This window comes from Streptomyces sp. NPDC024017 (assembly GCF_040638895.1).
GTDB lineage: Bacteria > Actinomycetota > Actinomycetes > Streptomycetales > Streptomycetaceae > Streptomyces.
Window position 1 is genome coordinate 103,025 of record NZ_JBEZYZ010000018.1, and the last position, 17,757, is coordinate 120,781.

At 71.8% G+C, this 17,757-nt stretch carries 10 protein-coding genes; 9 read left to right on the top strand and 1 reads right to left on the bottom strand.

What is annotated here, in order from left to right:
- Positions 1-160 precede the first annotated feature (160 nt).
- From glgX to AB0G20_RS36185, 7 genes are all read left to right on the top strand, one after another.
- Positions 161-2,413: a glycogen debranching protein GlgX gene (glgX, locus tag AB0G20_RS36155; protein ID WP_361310177.1), complete on the top strand. Its 2,253-nt coding sequence runs from the start codon at positions 161-163 to the stop codon at positions 2,411-2,413.
- A 154-nt stretch (positions 2,414-2,567) separates the two neighbouring features.
- Positions 2,568-3,974, top strand: coding sequence for a sulfatase-like hydrolase/transferase (locus AB0G20_RS36160; RefSeq protein ID WP_361310179.1), 1,407 nt, complete (start codon positions 2,568-2,570; stop codon positions 3,972-3,974).
- Between the two features lie 225 nt (positions 3,975-4,199).
- Complete coding sequence (locus tag AB0G20_RS36165; protein WP_361310181.1) at positions 4,200-5,981, top strand: ABC transporter ATP-binding protein; 1,782 nt, start codon at positions 4,200-4,202, stop codon at positions 5,979-5,981.
- Entirely contained in the window at positions 5,978-7,864 is a 1,887-nt protein-coding gene (locus tag AB0G20_RS36170; RefSeq protein ID WP_361310183.1) for an ABC transporter ATP-binding protein, read from the top strand. The genes AB0G20_RS36165 and AB0G20_RS36170 overlap by 4 nt, the downstream gene beginning before the upstream one ends.
- A gap of 250 nt (positions 7,865-8,114) precedes the next feature.
- Entirely contained in the window at positions 8,115-10,178 is a 2,064-nt protein-coding gene (locus AB0G20_RS36175) for a M4 family metallopeptidase (protein ID WP_361310185.1), read from the top strand.
- Positions 10,179-10,420: 242 nt separating this feature from the next.
- Positions 10,421-12,067, top strand: a complete 1,647-nt coding sequence (locus AB0G20_RS36180; protein ID WP_361310187.1) for a M4 family metallopeptidase — start codon at positions 10,421-10,423, stop codon at positions 12,065-12,067.
- A 69-nt stretch (positions 12,068-12,136) separates the two neighbouring features.
- Entirely contained in the window at positions 12,137-12,658 is a 522-nt protein-coding gene (locus tag AB0G20_RS36185) for a DUF1990 domain-containing protein (protein WP_361310190.1), read from the top strand.
- A gap of 76 nt (positions 12,659-12,734) precedes the next feature.
- On the opposite strand, the gene AB0G20_RS36190 is transcribed toward AB0G20_RS36185, so the two are convergent.
- On the bottom strand, positions 12,735-15,353 hold the full coding sequence (locus tag AB0G20_RS36190) for a glycosyltransferase family 1 protein (RefSeq protein ID WP_361310192.1): 2,619 nt from the start codon (positions 15,351-15,353) through the stop codon (positions 12,735-12,737).
- 276 nt (positions 15,354-15,629) lie between these two features.
- Here AB0G20_RS36190 and AB0G20_RS36195 point away from each other — a divergent pair, with 276 nt between their 5' ends.
- Entirely contained in the window at positions 15,630-16,832 is a 1,203-nt protein-coding gene (locus AB0G20_RS36195) for a S8 family peptidase (RefSeq protein ID WP_361310194.1), read from the top strand.
- A gap of 215 nt (positions 16,833-17,047) precedes the next feature.
- A partial coding sequence (locus AB0G20_RS36200; protein ID WP_361310196.1) for a maltotransferase domain-containing protein occupies positions 17,048-17,757 on the top strand: 710 nt, incomplete at its 3' end.

Below are 17,757 nucleotides of genomic sequence, written 5' to 3' on the forward strand. Positions count from 1 at the left end.
CGGGAAACGACCATGCCCGCCCCCGGGGAAACGTGAGTGCGACCCACGCTCTGGGCAGAACAGTGGGGAGGACGACGCGCAGGGGAGCCGCGACCCGGGCCGCAGCACAGGCCGCACCCCTCTGTCCCCCGTCGTTCCATGAGCCGCGGGAGGCTGACAGGTGTCCAGCGCAGCCGAGCAGGAGGCGGTGGCCGGTCGTCAGGCCACCGGGAACGGGCGCCAGGCCGCCGCCGTGAACGGCGCACGGCGGGCCGCGCCGCCCCCCGCCATGCCCGCGTGGCCGGGTGCGCCGACACCGCTGGGCGCCCGGTTCCGGGTCGGCCCGGACGGGGTGGCGGGCACCAACTTCGCGTTGTGGGCGGGCGGGGCCGAGGGGGTCGAGCTGTGCCTCTTCGACGAGTCGGGCAAGGAGTCCCGGGTCCGGCTCGCCGAGCTGACCCACGAGATCTGGCACGGCTTCGTCCCGGGCGTGCTGCCCGGGCAGCGCTACGGCTACCGGGTGCACGGCCGCTGGGACCCGTGGACCGGCGCCCGCTGGAACCCGGCGAAACTGCTCCTCGACCCGTACGCGCGTGCGGTCGACGGCGACTTCAGTCTGCCGCCGGAGGTGTACGGGCACGTCCGCGACTGGCCGCAGCAGCATGTCGCCGACACCGTGCGCGACGACCGGGACTCGGCGCCGCACGTCCCGAAGGGCGTCGTCGTCCACGATGACGACGACTGGGCCGACGACCGGCGGCCGAAGACGCCCTGGGCCGACTCGGTGATCTACGAGCTGCACGTCAAGGGCTTCACGCAATTGCACCCGGGCATCCCCGAGGAGCTGCGCGGCACCTACGCCGGCCTCGCGCACCCGGCGGCGATCGAGCACCTGGTCAAGCTGGGGGTGACGGCGGTGGAGCTGCTGCCGGTGCACCAGTTCGCCCACGAGGACCACCTGCTGCGGCGAAGCCTCAAGAACTACTGGGGCTACAACTCCGTCGGCTACTTCGCCCCGCACGCCGCCTACGCGGCCTCCGGGACGACCGGCCAGCAGGTCGGTGAGTTCAAGCGGATGGTGCGCGCCCTGCACGCGGCCGGGATCGAGGTCATCCTCGACGTGGTCTACAACCACACGGCGGAGGCGGGCGAGCTCGGCCCGACGCTGTCGTTGAAGGGCATCGACAACCGCGGCTACTACCGCCTCCAGGACGACCCCCGCCGCTACGCCGACTACACCGGCTGCGGCAACACCCTGCACGTGGTCCAGCCGCATGTGCTGCGCCTGATCACGGACTCGCTGCGGTACTGGGTGACCGAGATGGGCGTGGACGGCTTCCGCTTCGACCTGGCGGCGGCGCTGGCCCGCTCCATGCACGACGTCGACATGCTCTCGCCGTTCCTGGCGGTCATCGCCCAGGACCCGGTGCTGCGCCGGGTGAAGCTGATCGCCGAGCCGTGGGACGTGGGGTCGGGCGGTTACCAGGTGGGGGCGTTCCCCCCGCTGTGGACGGAGTGGAACGACCGGTACCGCAACGCCGTGCGGGACTTCTGGCGCCATGCGCTGCCGGACGTACGGGAGATGGGCTACCGCCTGTCGGGCTCCAGCGACCTGTACGCCTGGGGCGGGCGCAGGCCGTACGCGTCGGTCAACTTCATCACCGCGCACGACGGGTTCACCCTGCGCGACCTGGTGAGTTACGAGCGCAAGCACAACGAGGCCAACGGCGAAGGCAACCGGGACGGCACGGACGACAACCGGGCCTGGAACTGCGGCGCCGAGGGCGAGACGGACGACGAGGGCGTACGGGCGCTGAGGCGGCGGCAGCTCAGGAACCTCCTCACCACCCTGCTGCTGTCGACGGGCGTGCCCATGCTGGTCGCGGGCGACGAACTGGGCCGCACCCAGCGCGGCAGCAACAACGCCTACTGCCAGGACAACGAGATCAGCTGGCTGGACTGGGAGCTGTTGGAGGACCCGGGCTGGCAGGCCCTGTTCGCGCTGACCTCCCGGCTGATCGAGCTGCGCCACCGCCACCCGGTGCTCAGGCGCCGGGCGTTCTTCTCGGGCCGGGCCCAGACCGCGGACGGGCTGCGCGACCTGGCCTGGTTCACGTCCCGGGGCACGGAGATGACGGAGCAGGACTGGTACGCGCCCGCCGCCACGCTGGGCATGTATCTGTCCGGGCGGGACATTCCCGGCCGGGACGAGCGCGGGGAGCAGATCCTCGACGACAGCTTCCTGGCCGTACTGCACGCGGGCGAGGGGCCGGTGAGCTTCACGCTGCCGGGGCCGCCCTGGGCGGAGCGCTACGAGGTCGTCGTCGACACGAGCCTGGAGGAGCAGGGGGAGGCGCCAGGGGTGGAGCACCGAGCGGGCACGGAGATCACGATGCCGGCGCGGGCGGTACTGCTGCTGCGGGTGACGGGCTGAGGCGTCGGTCGCCGGCCAGGGCATTGTTGCGGCTCGTTGCGGGTCCGTGAACACGGCGGGGATCTTCTTGACCCCGCTGCCGGACCGCTGGCAGCGTCCATGCTGAGCCGCGACTCCTCTCCCCCTCCTCCTCTCGGACCTCCAGGACCTCCGCATGCCCGAAATATCCCGTCGTGCCCTCGGTGCTCTCGTCGGCGGTGGTGCCGTGGGCGCCGTCGCCGGCACGACCGGCGCCGCCGAGGCGGCTCCCGTCGAACGCCCCTTCCGGGCCCGCCCCTCAGCCGCCTCCGGACGGCGTCCCAACATCCTCGTCATCCTGGGCGACGACCTCGGCTGGGCCGACCTGTCCTCCTACGGCGCCCCGCACATCAGGACGCCGAACCTGGACCGGCTGGCCCGCCAGGGCGTGCGCTTCACGGACGCCTACTCCGGTTCCTCGACCTGCTCCCCGACCCGGTTCAGCCTGTACACCGGCCGCTATCCGGGCCGTACGAAGGGCGGACTCGCCGAGCCGATCGCCAACAGGGCGCAGGGCCTGGACCCGCACCACCCCACCCTCGCCTCCCTGCTGAAGAAGGCGGGCTACGACACCGCGCTCATCGGCAAGTGGCACTGCGGCTGGCTGCCCGACTTCAGCCCCACCAAGTCGGGATGGGACGAGTTCTTCGGGAATTTCGGAGGCGTGCTGGAGTACTACTCCAAGCTCGGCCAACTCGGCGAGTACGACCTCTACGAGGGCGACGCCGAGTACAAGGACCTGAGGTACTACACGACCGTCCTCACCGAGCGGGCCGTGGAGTACGTGCGCCGGGACCACGACCGGCCCTGGCTGCTCAACCTCAACTTCACCACCCCGCACTGGCCCTGGCTCGCCGAGGGCGACGAGGAGACCGCCGCCGGGATCGCGGCGAAGATCAGGGCGGCGAAGAGCCAGGCCGAGGTCAGCAAGGCGCTGAACCACTACGACGGCGGCTCGGTCGCCACGTACACGCGGATGGTGGAGAGCCTGGACGCGGCCGTCGGCGAGGTGCTCGCCGCGCTGCGCCGCTCCGGGCAGGAGGACGACACCGTCGTGCTGTTCGCAAGCGACAACGGCGGCGAGCGCTGGTCGTACCTGTGGCCGCTCAGCGGCGGCAAGTTCTCCCTCCAGGAGGGTGGCATCCGGGTGCCCGCGATCCTGCGCTGGCCCGCCCGGATCGACGGCCGGCAGGTCAGTCACGAGCCCAGCTTCTCCCCCGACTGGACCGCGACCCTGCTGGAACTGGCCGGTGCCCGGCCCGACCCCGCGTACCCGCTGGACGGCACCAGCCTCGCCGGGTATCTGCTGCGGGGCGAGGAGCTGCCCGAGCGGGATCTGTTCTGGCGGGTGCGGGGCAACCGGGCGCTCAGGCGCGGCGACTGGAAGTACTACCGGGACGCGCAGGGCACCGACCACCTGTACAACCTCGCCGAGGACCAGCGCGAGCAGGCCGATCTCGCCCCGGACCGGCCGGAGTTGCTGGCCGAGCTGAAGGCCGCGTGGGAGAAGGTCGACCGGACCCTGCTGCCCTACCCGGCCTAGACCGGGGCCCGGCCCAGCCGAGGATCCCCCGGGTCGGGTCGTAGGCCACCGTCACTCGAACGGACATCAACCGATCGGCTGACGCCACCGTACGACCCGTCGCCCTCCGAGCTCTCGGCGGCGCTGGAGCAGGGAGGTACCCCCAGGTCGTAGGTCCCATGGCCGGTCCGGGTCCGGCGGAAACTCGGTGGGCAGTGTCAGTGGCGATCCGTAGGCTCGCTGCTGATGGCCACGACACCCGCCCCCGCCCAGGACCGTTCCGCCGTGCGTACGTTGCTGCGCCTGTGGCCGTACGTGCGGCCCGTGCGGGTGCGGCTGTTCAGTGCCGCGCTCGTCGCGATAGTCGCCTCCTGCGTGGGCCTGGTGATCCCGCTCGTCCTGAAGTGGATGGTGGACGGGCCGATCGCCGACCGGGATCCGGCGGGGGTGTGGCTCGGCGCGCTGTACCTGCTGCTGCTCGGCTTCACGGAGGCCCTGCTGTTCGGGCTGCGGCGGTGGCTGGTGGCCCGTCCGCTCTCGCACGTCGAGGCGTCGATGCGGGCGGCTCTGTACCGGCACCTCCAGCGGCTGCCGGTGGCCTTCCACGACCGGTGGGCCTCGGGGCAGTTGCTGTCCCGGGCGATGACGGACCTGATGCTGCTCCGCATGTTCCTCGCCTTCCCTCTGACGTTCCTCCTGGTCAACGGCGTGACGATCCTCGTCGGCGTGATCATCATGCTGCTCCAGGACTGGACGCTGGGGCTGGTCGTCCTCGGGCCCGCCGTCCCCGTCATGGTCACCTGCGTGATCTTCGAGAAGCGCTACGCCAAGGTGGCCCGCCGCGCCCAGGACCAGGTCGGCGACCTGACCACGGTCGTCGAGGAGGGCGTGCTCGGCATCCGCATCATCAAGGGCTTCGGGCGCCACCGGAGCCAGGCGCGGGCGTTCCGGGACCTGTCGACGACGCTGCGCGGCACGGAACTGCGCAAGGCGCGGCTGCTGGCGACGATCTGGGGCGTCATCGTGACGCTGCCGGAGGTGGCGATCGGGGCGGCGCTGGTGGTGGGAGTCGTCCAGGTGGCCGACGGTGCCCTGTCGGCGGGGACGCTGGTGGCGTTCCTGTCGACGGCGCTGGCGTTGCGGTGGCCGGTGGAGTCGATCGGGTTCCTGCTGGCGATGAGCCAGGAGGCGGCGACGGCGACGGAGCGGTACTTCGAGGTGATGGACGAGGAGGTGGAGGGGGCCACGGCCGCCCCCGGCACCGGCTCGGCGAAGGTCCGGGACAGGGGGCTGCGCTTCCACGACGTGCGGTTCCGCTACCCCGACGCCCCGCCCGACACCCCGCCCGTCCTCCGGCACATCGACCTGCACATCCGCCCGGGCGAGTCCATGGCCCTGGTCGGCGCCACCGGCAGCGGCAAGACCACCCTCACCGCGCTCATCCCCCGCCTCTACGAACTGACCTCGGGCCGCATCACCCTCGACGGCGTCGACATCACGGACCTGTCGAGACAAGCGCTGCGCGCCAAGGTCGCCGTGGCCTTCGAGGAGCCCACGCTGTTCTCGGCCGCGGTCGGCGACAACGTTCTCATGGGGGCGAAGGACACCGCCGGCACCGCCGACCTGGAGCGCGCGCTCGCCGTCGCCCAGGCCGACTTCGTGCACGCCCTGCCGCAGGGGACGGACACCCAGGTGGGCGAGCAGGGCCTCAGCCTCTCCGGCGGTCAGCGCCAGCGCCTCGCGCTCGCCCGGGCCGTCGTCGGACAGCCGGAGTTCCTCGTCCTGGACGACCCGCTGTCGGCCCTGGACGTGCACACCGAGGCCGCCGTGGAGGCCGCCCTGCGGCAGGTCCTCGCGGACACCACCGCCCTGATCGTGGCGCACCGCCCGTCCACCGTGCTGCTCGCCGACCGCGTCGCGCTGCTGTCCGGCGGCCGGATCGCCGCGGTCGGCACCCACCACGAACTGCTGCGTACGAACGCCGAGTACGCGCATCTGATGTCAGGGGAAGAGGAGGGCGCACGATGACGGCGGCCACCGGCGCACCGGCCGACAGCCAACCCGACGACCGGCCCGACGACCGGCCCGACAACCGACTCGACGACCCGCCCACCGCCACCGGCGACCCCTTCGACCGGGACGTCCTGCCCACACCGCCGGGCGCCACCGGAGCCCTGCTGCGCTCCCTGCTCGCTCCCATGAAGGCGCGGGTCACGGTCACGACGGTCCTGCTGCTGCTCCAGCAGGCGGTCGTGCAGGCGGGCCCGCTGCTCGTGGCGTACGCCATCGACCGTGCCGTGCCGGCGTTCCGGGCGCAGGACCACGGGCCGCTGATCGCGGTGGGCGTCGGCTATCTGGGGTGCGCGCTGGCCGCGGGCGGGCTGCAGTTCGCGTTCGTCGCCGCCGCGGCCCGGGTCAGCCAGGACGTGCTGCTCGATCTGCGCGGCCGGATCTTCCGCCACGCGCAGGCGCTGAGCGTCGACTTCCACGAGCGCTACACCTCGGGCCGGCTCATCTCCCGCTCCACGACCGACGTGGAGTCGCTGCGCGAACTGCTGGACGAGGGCCTCCAGGAGCTCGTGACGGTCATCCTGTCCTTCGTCTACATCTCGGTGATGCTGCTCTGGCTCGACCTGGGCCTCGGGGGCGTGGCGGTGGCGTCGCTGGTGCCGCTCTACGCGCTCGTGCGGTGGTACCAGCGGCGGGCCGGCCGGGTGTACCGGGCTCGGTCGACCGCCATCGCGGCCGTCATCGTCAAGTTCGTCGAGACGATGAACGGCATCCGCCCGGTGCGCGCCTTCCGCCGCGAGGCCGCCAACGACGCGGACTTCGGCGTGCTCAACCGGCGGCACGAACGGGTCAACGGCGACGCGCTGCTGGAGATGGCCCGCTACGTCACCGGCTCGCGGCTGGTCGCCAACACGGCGGTCGCGGCGATCGTGCTGTGGGGCGCCTACCGGGTCGCGGACGGCACGCTGGCCCTCGGTGTGCTGGCGGCGGCCGTGCTGTACCTGCGGCGGCTGTACGACCCCATCGACCGGCTCGGGATGTTCCTGAACTCCTACCAGTCGGCGGCGGCCTCCCTGGAGAAGATCGCCGGTCTGCTCGCCCAGACCCCGTCGGTCCCCGAGCCGGCCACTCCCCGGCAGCTCCCGCCGCTGCGGAGCGAGTACCCCGGTCGCGAAGTGGTCTTCGACGGCGTCCGCTTCGGCTACCGCACCGGCGGCGAGGTGCTGCCCGCGTTCGACCTCACCCTCCCGGCGGGGCAGACCGTCGCGGTCGTGGGCTCCACGGGCGCCGGCAAGTCGACGCTGGCCAAGCTGCTGGCCCGGTTCTACGACCCCTCGGGCGGCCGGGTGCTGCTGGACGGTGTCGATCTGCGCGACCTCGCCGTGCCCGAGCTGCGGCGCGGGGTGGTCATGGTGACGCAGGAGTCGTTCCTGTTCTCCGGCACGGTCGCCGACAACATCGCGATCGGCCGCCCGGACGCCACCCGCGAGGAGATGGAGCAGGCGGCGAAGGAGATCGGCGCGCACGACTTCATCAGCGCCCTGCCCGACGGCTACGACACCGACGTACGCAAGCGGGGCGGCCGCATCTCCGCCGGGCAGCGGCAACTGGTGGCGTTCGCACGGGCGTTGCTGGCCGACCCGGCGGTGCTCATCCTCGACGAGGCGACCAGCTCGCTGGACGTCCCCGGGGAGCGTGCGGTGCAGCGGGCCATGACGACGGTGCTGAAGGGCCGTACGGCCGTGGTCATCGCGCACCGGCTGTCGACCGTCGAGATCGCGGACCGGGTCCTGGTGATGGAGGACGGCCGGATCGTGGAGGACGGTGAACCGGCCGAACTCATCGCGGGTACGGGCAGGTTCGCGGATCTGCACCGGGCCTGGCGGGACAGTCTGGCGTAGGGCGGCGGAGGTGGGCCTACCCGGCGCTGCGGCACTCCTGGCACGGTGACCTGCCCGAGGACAGCGAACCGTCCGTATAGCGAACATGAACTTCCGGACAACGAACCGTTTCCGGCCATAGTGTTGACGCGGTCCTGACAGAAAGCGCACTCCCCTGCCACGCTTCCCACGACTGCTCCACAGGAACCCCACAGCAACACCTCCACCTCCCCAGGCCGGGCGACCCCCGGTCCCGCAGAAGGAGTCAGTGTTGAGAAGCAGTTCCTCACGAAGAGGCACCTCCCACAGACGCACTCCCCACACCCCCCGCCGCACCGCGGCCGTGGCCCTCGCCGGCGTCGCCGCGCTGATCGCCGCCGCCGTCCAGAGCGGCACCGCCGTCGCAGCCCCGGAGAAGGCACCGTCGGCCGCGAGCAAGGCGATCCCCGGCTCGGAGTCGGTCAAGCTCAGCCCCGCCCAGCGCGCCGCGCTGATCCGCGAGGCGGAGGCCGGCAAGACCGAGACCGCGAAGGACCTCGGCCTCGGCGCCAAGGAGAAGCTGGTCGTCCGCGACGTCCTGAAGGACCGCGACGGCACCGTGCACACGCGCTACGAGCGCACCTACGACGGCCTGCCGGTCCTCGGCGGCGACCTGGTCGTGGAGAGCACGAAGGCGGACGCCACCGCGGCCGTCGTGAGGGCCACCCGGGCCGCCATCAAGCCGGCCACGACGAAGACCTCGGTGCCCGCCTCGAAGGCCCGGCAGCAGGCCCTGACCGCCGGCGAGGCCGACGAGGCCAAGAGCCCCGGCATCAACCGCGAGCCCCGCAAGGTGATCTGGGCCGCGAACGGCAAGCCGGTCGTGGCCTACGAGACGGTCGTCGGCGGCTTCCAGCACGACGGCACCCCGCAGGAACTGCACGTCGTCACCGATGCCACCACCGGCGAGAAGCTGTTCGAGTGGGAGGCGATCGAGACCGGCACCGGCAACACGGTGTACTCCGGCACGGTCGACCTCACCACCACCCAGTCCGGGTCGACGTACAACCTCACCGACGGCGCCCGCGGCAACCACAAGACGTACAACCTCAACCGCGGCACCTCCGGCACCGGCACCCTCTTCTCCGGCCCGGACGACGTCTGGGGCAACGGCACCCCGTCCAACCTGGAGTCCGCAGGTGCCGACGCGCACTACGGCGCCGCCCTGACCTGGGACTACTACAAGAACGTGCACGGCCGCTCCGGCATCCGCGGCGACGGCGTGGGCGCGTACTCCCGGGTCCACTACGGCAACAACTACGTCAACGCGTTCTGGTCGGACAGCTGCTTCTGCATGACCTACGGCGACGGCTCGGGCAACGCGAACCCGCTGACGTCGATCGACGTGGCCGCGCACGAGATGACCCACGGGCTCACCTCGAACACCGCCGGCCTCAACTACAGCGGCGAGTCCGGCGGTCTGAACGAGGCGACCTCCGACATCTTCGGCTCGACCGTCGAGTTCTACGCGAACAACTCCTCCGACGTCGGTGACTACCTCATCGGCGAGGAGATCAACATCAACGGCGACGGCACGCCGCTGCGCTACATGGACAAGCCGAGCAAGGACGGCTCGTCCAAGGACAGTTGGTACTCGGGCATCGGCTCGATCGACGTGCACTACTCGTCCGGCCCTGCGAACCACTTCTTCTACCTGCTGAGCGAGGGCAGCGGCACCAAGACCATCAACGGTGTCACGTACAACTCGGCCACCTCGGACGGCCTTCCGGTCACCGGCATCGGCCGGGACAAGGCGGAGAAGATCTGGTTCCGCGCGCTCACCACGAAGTTCACCTCGACCACCAACTACGCGGGCGCCCGCACCGGCACCCTCGCGGCCACCGGTGAGCTCTACGGCACGGACAGCGCCGAGTACAAGGCGGTCCAGCACGCGTGGGCGGGCATCAACGTCGGCACCCGTCCCGGCGACGGAGGAGGAGGCGGCGGCACGTCCTTCGAGAACGCCGCCGACGTGGCGATCCCGGACCGGGGCGCCGCGGTCACCTCGTCGGTCACCGTCTCCGGACGGACGGGCAACGCGCCGTCCAACCTCCAGGTCGCGGTGGACATCGTCCACACCTACATCGGTGACCTCAAGGTGGAGCTGGTCGCCCCCGACGGCACGGCGTACACGCTGAAGGGGTACGGCACCGGCGGCAGCGCGGACAACATCGACACCACCTACACGGTGAACGCCTCCTCCGAGGTGGCCAACGGCGTCTGGAAGCTGCGAGTGCAGGACAACGCGGCCGTCGACACCGGCTACATCAACAGCTGGAAGCTGACGTTCCCGTAGACCGTAGGCCCGTAGGCCCGTGGCTCACAGGCCCGTAGGCCCGTAGGCCCCTCAAGTCAGGGCGCCGCCCCGGTGGGTTCGAATCCCCCGGGGCGGCGTCCGTTTCCCATGCCCTCGCGTACATCTCGTCGTCGAATTCCGGCCAACATCACGCCCCACTCCTGACATGTACGCGCCCCAAGTGCCACTCTTCCCCCACGCCGCACAGCACCCCAGCACTTCCCCCACACCTAGGAGCTTGTGTGACCTCCCCTCTCTACGCGCGTCACAAGCGCGCCACGCTGGCCATCGCCACCGCCGTCGCCGCCGGTGCCCTGCTCACCACCGGCCTGACCCCCGGCAGCAGCGTCGCCGCGGACTCCGCGAGCAAGCCGGCCCTCGCCGCCGCCCCCGTGCTGCTCTCCGCGCCGGCCCGCACCGCGCTCATCCAGGAGCAGCAGGCGGACGCCACGCGGACCGCGGACGAGATAGGACTCGGCGCCCAGGAGGAACTGGTCGTCAGAGACGTCGTCAAGGACGCCGACGGCACCGTCCACACCCGCTACGAGCGGACCTACGCCGGTCTGCCGGTCCTCGGCGGCGATCTCGTCGTGCACGAGTCGAAGTCCGGCGCGGCCAAGGGCGTCACCAGAGCCACGAAGGCCACGCTCAAGGTCGCCTCGCTCAAGCCGGCCGTCACGGCCGCCAAGGCGGAGAAGCAGGCCATGACCCTCGCCAAGGCGGCCGGCTCGGAGAAGACCGAGGCGAACTCCGCGCCCCGCAAGGTGATCTGGGCGGCCGACGGCAAGCCCACCCTCGCCTACGAGACGGTCGTCGGCGGCCTCCAGGAGGACGGCACTCCGAACGAGCTGCACGTCGTCACCGACGCCACCACCGGCAAGAAGCTGTACGAGTACCAGGCCATCGAGACCGGCACCGGCACCACCACGTACAGCGGCAAGGTCGACCTCACCACCACCAAGTCCGGGTCGACGTACAACCTGACCGACGGCACGCGCGGCGGCCACAAGACGTACAACCTGAACCGCGGCACCTCCGGCACCGGCACCCTCTTCTCCGGGCCGGACGACGTCTGGGGCACCGGCAACCCGTCCAACCTGGAGACGGCCGCCGCCGACGCCCACTACGGCGCCCAGGTCACCTGGGACTTCTACAAGAGCACCTTCGGCCGCAGCGGCATCCGCAACGACGGCAAGGCCGCCTACTCGCGCGTCCACTACGGCAACAGCTACGTCAACGCCTTCTGGTCGGACAGCTGCTTCTGCATGACCTACGGCGACGGCTCGGGCAACACCCACCCGCTCACCTCGCTCGACGTGGCCGCGCACGAGATGAGCCACGGCCTGACGTCCGCCACGGCGGGCCTGAACTACAGCGGGGAGTCCGGCGGCCTGAACGAGGCCACCAGCGACATCTTCGGCGCGGGCGCCGAGTTCTTCGCCAACAACTCCTCCGACGTCGGTGACTACCTCATCGGCGAGGAGATCGACATCAACGGCGACGGCAGCCCGCTGCGCTACATGGACAAGCCCAGCAAGGACGGCGACTCCGCCGACGCCTGGTCCTCCAGCCTGGGCAGCCTGGACGTGCACTACTCCTCCGGCCCCGCCAACCACTTCTTCTACCTGCTGTCCGAGGGCAGCGGCTCGAAGACGATCAACGGCGTGACCTACAACTCGCCCACCTCCAACGGCTCCACGGTCACCGGCATCGGCCGCACCAAGGCGCTGCAGATCTGGTACAAGGCGCTGACGACGTACATGACGTCGACGACCAAGTACGCGGCCGCCCGCACGGCGACCCTGAACGCGGCCTCGGCGCTGTACGGAGCGAGCAGCACCGAGTACAAGGCGGTCGCGTCCGCCTGGTCGGCCGTGAACGTCGGCTGACCGAAGCACGACCCATGGGCGGTACCCGGAGCGGAGGCAGGTCCGGGTGCCGCCCTACTCTTGGTGCCCATGTCTTCGGAAGACTTCACCTACGCCGATGTCGGCGCCACCCGCGACGAGGGCTTCTGCCCGCCGGGCTTCCACCTCATGAACGTCCGCACCCGTCTCGGCGAGGGCGAGGAGGTCTTCCGCCGGGCCTCGGAAGCGGTCCTCACCTGGGAGATGCACCGCGCGATGGGCGTCGGCCTGGACGCGAGCGAGGAACGCGCCGCCCCCGGTGTCGACGTCACCGTCACCCTGGCCGGCATGATCAAGGCTCCCTGCCGCGTGGTCTGGACGGTCGAGGAACCCCGCCGCGCGGGCTGGGCCTACGGCACGCTGCCCGGCCACCCGGAGACCGGCGAGGAGTCCTTCGTGGTCGACCGCACGGGCGACGGCACGGTGTGGCTCACCGTGAACGCCTTCAGCCGGGCGGCCAAGTGGTACGCAAAGGCCGGCGGCCCCGCGACCAGGGGCTTCCAGCACGCGTACGCACGCAGGTGCGGCACCGTCCTCCGGAACTTGTCGACGCAGGGTGGTGCGGACGCCTGAGGGGCGCGGGGCCGGATCGATGTGCGGCCCCGCCGCGTGGGCGCGACAAGCCCCCACGCGCCCGCAGACGGCGAACTCACCGCATCAGCAACCCCGCAGCCGCCACCAGTTCCTCAGAGGGGCCGGCAACCAAGCCCAACTCCGCGCTGGAAGCCATCAGCCGATGCGCGGGAAGGATCCGCACCGTATACCCAAAAGGCCCGGTGCGATCCAGCGACAAGGGCCCCTCATAGACCCAGCGCCCGTCCTGGTCGGGAGACCCGACCGGCTTCAGGGGCACGACCGTCGCGTCACCGATCCGGTCCTCCTCGTCCACCCGCCCCGAGACGACCTGCACATCGACATCGTCCGGCCCGAGATCGCCGAGGGCGACCCGCACGCGCAGCCCCAGCGTCGTACCGAGCTCGGCCAGCGCGTCGGACGCCGACGTCTCCACGTGGTCGACCGTGACCCCCGGCCACGCCGCCCGCACCCGCCCCTTCCACTCGGCGAGGTCCCGCGCCGCATCCGGGCCCATGGACCGGTGGGAGAGGGCCGCGGGCGCGTAGAGCCGCTCCACGTACTCCCGGACCATCCGCCCCGCCAGCACCTTCGGACCGAGCAGACTCAGCGTGTGCCGGACCATCTCGATCCACCGGTCGGGCAGCCCGCTCTGCCCGCGCTCGTAGAAGCGGGGCGTCACCCGCTGCTCCAGCAGGTCGTACAGCGCCGCGGCCTCTATGTCGTCGCGGTGGTCCGGGTCGGTCCCGGCACCGTCCGCCGTGGGGATCGCCCAGCCGAAGTCGGGCTGGAACCACTCGTCCCACCAGCCGTCGAGGACGGACAGATTGAGACAGCCGTTGAGCGCCGCCTTCATGCCGGACGTGCCACAGGCCTCCAGCGGCCTGAGCGGGTTGTTCAGCCAGATGTCACAGCCCGGGTAGAGCTTCTGCGCCATGCCCATGCCGTAGTCCGGCAGGAACACGATCCGGTGGCGCACCCGTGGGTCGTCCGTGAACCGCACCAGCTCCTGCACCAGCCGCTTCCCGCCGTCGTCCGCGGGGTGCGCCTTGCCCGCCACGACGATCTGGACCGGCCGCTCGGGGTGCAGCAGCAGGTCCATCAGCCGGTCCCGGTCGCGCAGCATCAGCGTCAGGCGCTTGTACGACGGGACGCGCCGGGCGAAGCCGATGGTGAGGACGTCCGGGTCGAGCACCCCGTCGACCCAGCCCAGTTCGGCGGTATGGGCGCCGCGCTGCCGCCAGGAGGCCCGCAGCCGCTCGCGCACCTCGGTGACGAGTTGCTCGCGCAGCACCCGGCGCAGGTCGAAGATTTCCTGGTCGGGGATGTCGGCCACCGCGTCCCAGCGGTCCGAGCCGCCGACGGTCAGCGCGTCCTCGGCGCGCTGGACGCCGATCTGCCGGGCGCCGAGCCGGAACACCTCGGGGGCGACCCAGGTCGGGGCGTGCACCCCGTTGGTCACGGACGTGATCGGCACCTCGTCGGCGTCGAAGCCGGGCCACAGGCCGGCGAACATCTCCCGGCTGACGTTGCCGTGCAGCAGGGAGACCCCGTTGGCGCGCTGGGCGAGGCGTAGGCCCATCACGGCCATGTTGAAGAGGTTGGGCTCCCCGCCGGGGTAGGTCTCCATGCCGAGCCGGAGGACGCGCTCGACGTCGATGCGGGGCAGCTCGGCGTCGGGGCCGAAGTGGCGGGCGACCAGCTCGCGGTCGAAGCGGTCGATGCCGGCCGGGACGGGGGTGTGGGTGGTGAAGACGGTCCCGGCGCGGACCGACTCCAGCGCGGAGTCGAAGTCCAGCCCCGCGGCGCAGAGTTCGGCGATCCGCTCCAGCCCGAGGAACCCGGCGTGTCCCTCGTTGGTGTGGAACACCTCCGGCTCGGGGTGGCCGGTCAGGCGGCAGTACGTGCGTACCGCCCGGACCCCTCCTATGCCGAGGAGCATCTCCTGGAGCAGCCGGTGCTCGCTGCCGCCGCCGTAGAGCCGGTCGGTCACGCCGCGCTCGCCGAGGTCGTTCTCCTCCACGTCGGAGTCGAGCATCAGCAGCGGGACCCGGCCGACCTGCGCCAGCCAGATCCGGGCGTGCAGCTGCTTGCCGCCGGGCAGGGCGAGGGAGACCTGGGCGGGGGCGCCGTCGGGCTCCTCGAGCTGGACGACGGGCAGCTCGTTCGGGTCGAGGACGGGGTAGTGCTCCTGCTGCCAGCCGTCGCGGGACAGGGTCTGGCGGAAGTAGCCGTGCCGGTAGAGCAGGCCGACGCCGATCAGCGGGACGCCGAGGTCGCTGGCCGCCTTGAGGTGGTCGCCGGCCAGGATGCCGAGGCCGCCGGAGTACTGGGGCAGGGCGGCCGTGATGCCGAACTCGGGTGAGAAGTAGGCGATGGCGGCGGGCAGTTCCTCGGGCTGGGTCTGGTACCAGCGGTCGCCGGTCGTGTAGTCGTTCAGATCGCCCGCGACCGCGGCGAGGCGGTGCAGGAACGGGCCGTCTCCGGCCAGCTCCGCCAGCCGTGCGGGCGGCACGCTGCCGAGCAGCCGGACGGGGTCGCCGCCCGAGGCGGCCCACCGCTCGGGGTCGACGGACTGAAACAGGTCACGGGTCTCCGCGTGCCACGACCAGCGCAGGTTGCGGGCCAGGTCACTGAGGGGCCGGAGGGGTTCGGGGAGAACGGGGCGGACGGAGAATCGACGGATCGCCTTCACGGGTTCCACCTCGGCGCGTTCGCTGGATTTCGCAGGGCTTCAACGACGTCTCCTACGACAGTACCGGCGTCGGTGCCCCGGCCGCTGAGGCTCCGCCACCCGACGCCCGATCGGCCTGAACGGCACCATCCGCGGATATGGCCGATTCCGCCCCCGTAGGCGTCCTTGTGGTGCTTCACGCGCCACGAGAGGCTGCCTCTGGCGTACCGGCCCGCGCCCGCCGCTCGCGGCGCCGCGCGGCAGCCGTACGCCGCCTCGAGGAGGGGAACTCGGACCATGGCTCGGACGCGCGAGCGGCGTCTGCGCTGGACGGGGGGCCTGGCCGCGGCGATCTGTGCCGCGGCGTTTTCGGCCATCACCCTGCCCGCGCACGCCGTACCGGAGGGGCGGATACTCGGCGCCGGATCACCCGGCTCCGTGCACGGGAGTTACCTGGTGACACTGAAGGAGGGCACGGGAGCCCGGTCGGCGGCCGGACAGGGCCTCGCCGGAAAGTACGGGGTGGAGATCAGCCACATCTACGGCACGGTCCTGAACGGGTACGCGGTCCGGGCGGACGAGAGACGGGCCGGGCGGCTGGCCGCCGATCCGCGGGTCGCCTCGGTCGTCCAGGACACCCGCGTGCGCCTCGACGGCACCCGGAAGAACCCCGCGTCCTGGGGGCTGGACCGCGTCGACCAGCCGAAGCTGCCGCTGGACCGGAGCTACACCTGGCCCCGGTCGGCCGGCGCGGGGGTGACGGTGTACGTGATCGACACCGGCGTCCGGACCACCCACGAGGACTTCGACGGCAGGGCGGGCCACGGCTGGGACTTCGTCGGGAACGACAGGGTCGCCTCGGACGCCAACGGCCACGGCACGCACGTCGCCGGCACGGTTGCCGGGACGGCCCACGGCGTCGCCAAGAAGGCCCGGATCGTCTCCGTGCGCGTCCTCGACGCCGCGGGCGGGGGCACCACGGCCCGGGTGATCGCGGGGATCGACTGGGTGACCCGGCACGCGAAGAAACCCGCGGTCGCCAACCTCAGCCTGGGCGGCCCGCGCAACGACCGGCTGGACGCCGCCGTCCGGGCCTCCATCGCCTCCGGCGTCACCTACACGGTCGCCGCGGGCAACGACGGCATGCCGGCCGGCCTGTACTCGCCGGGCGCGGTCAAGCAGGCCGTCACGGTCGGCGCGACCGACCGGGGGGATACGAAACCGGCCTTCTCCAACCACGGTCCGGCCCTCGATCTGTTCGCTCCGGGCGTCGGTATCACCTCCGCGTCCGCCGCGGGCGACACCGCGCGAGCCACCTATTCGGGTACCTCGATGGCGTCCCCGCATGCCGCGGGCGCCGCCGCGCTCTACCTGGCGGATCATCCGAAATCGACTCCGGCCCAGGTCGGGAGGGCCTTGACCGCCGGAGCGGCGACCGGGAAGGTCTCCGGCCGGGGCGTCGGTTCGCCGGACAAATTACTGCGGGTGCCGAGCGTGTAGGGCGAAGGAGCAGCCACGCCAGGGGGCCGGCCTCGTCCGTCGCGGACGAGGCCGGTCTTGTGTGTCGACATACGCGTGAGTAGTTAACAAAGTGCCGGATTGCCCACCCGAATAGGGTGGGAAGGCTCCTGCGGGTACCCCTCTCAGGAGCACCACGCAGGACCCACCTCCCCACAGACATCCGCCTACCCACGTTGACGCGGACAGGAGCGGTCATGCCCGCCAAGCACCATTCGCCAGCACCCCCCAACCGCCGCACCACCGGGGCGCGCGCGCCCGGCGGCGAAGCACGCCCCGCGCGCCCGGCCGACGCCGGCCCACCGGCGTCGCCACCACCACCCGTGAACGACGCGACCGCCGTCGGGCGCATACCCGTCCTGGATGTCCGCCCGGTGGTCCAGCACGGGCGCCGGCCGGCCAAGGCCGTCACCGGCGAGACCTTCGAGATCTCGGCGACCGTGTTCCGGGAGGGGCACGACGCGGTCGCCGCCAACGCGGTCCTGAAGGATCCCGAGGGCCGCCCCGGCCCGTGGACACCGATGCGGGAGCTGGCCCCGGGGACGGACCGGTGGGGCGCGACGGTCACCGCCGGGGAACCCGGCCTGTGGACGTTCACCGTGGAGGCATGGGGGGACCCGGTCAGTACCTGGCGCCACCACGCCGAGATCAAGATCCCGGCGGGCATGGACACGGACGTCGTCCTGGAGGAGGGCGCGCGCTTGTACGAGCGGGCGGCCGCCGGTGTGCCCGAGGAGGAGGGACTGCGCGACGTGATCCTCACCGCCGTCGACGCGCTGCGGGACGAGAGCCGCCCCGCGGCGTCGCGTCTGGCGGCGGCGCTGACGCCGGAGGTGGACGAGGTCCTGGACCGGCATCCGCTGCGGGACCTGGTCACCAGCAGCGAGCCCCTGCCCCTGCTCGTGGA

Bases quoted from the DNA above. Each gene is read 5' to 3' on its own strand.
- AB0G20_RS36160 (WP_361310179.1), top strand. From the start codon at position 2,568: ATGCCCGAAATATCCCGTCGTGCCCTCGGTGCTCTCGTCGGCGGTGGT.
- AB0G20_RS36165 (WP_361310181.1), top strand. From the start codon at position 4,200: ATGGCCACGACACCCGCCCCCGCCCAGGACCGTTCCGCCGTGCGTACG.
- AB0G20_RS36170 (WP_361310183.1), top strand. From the start codon at position 5,978: ATGACGGCGGCCACCGGCGCACCGGCCGACAGCCAACCCGACGACCGG.
- AB0G20_RS36185 (WP_361310190.1), top strand. From the start codon at position 12,137: ATGTCTTCGGAAGACTTCACCTACGCCGATGTCGGCGCCACCCGCGAC.
- AB0G20_RS36195 (WP_361310194.1), top strand. From the start codon at position 15,630: ATGGCTCGGACGCGCGAGCGGCGTCTGCGCTGGACGGGGGGCCTGGCC.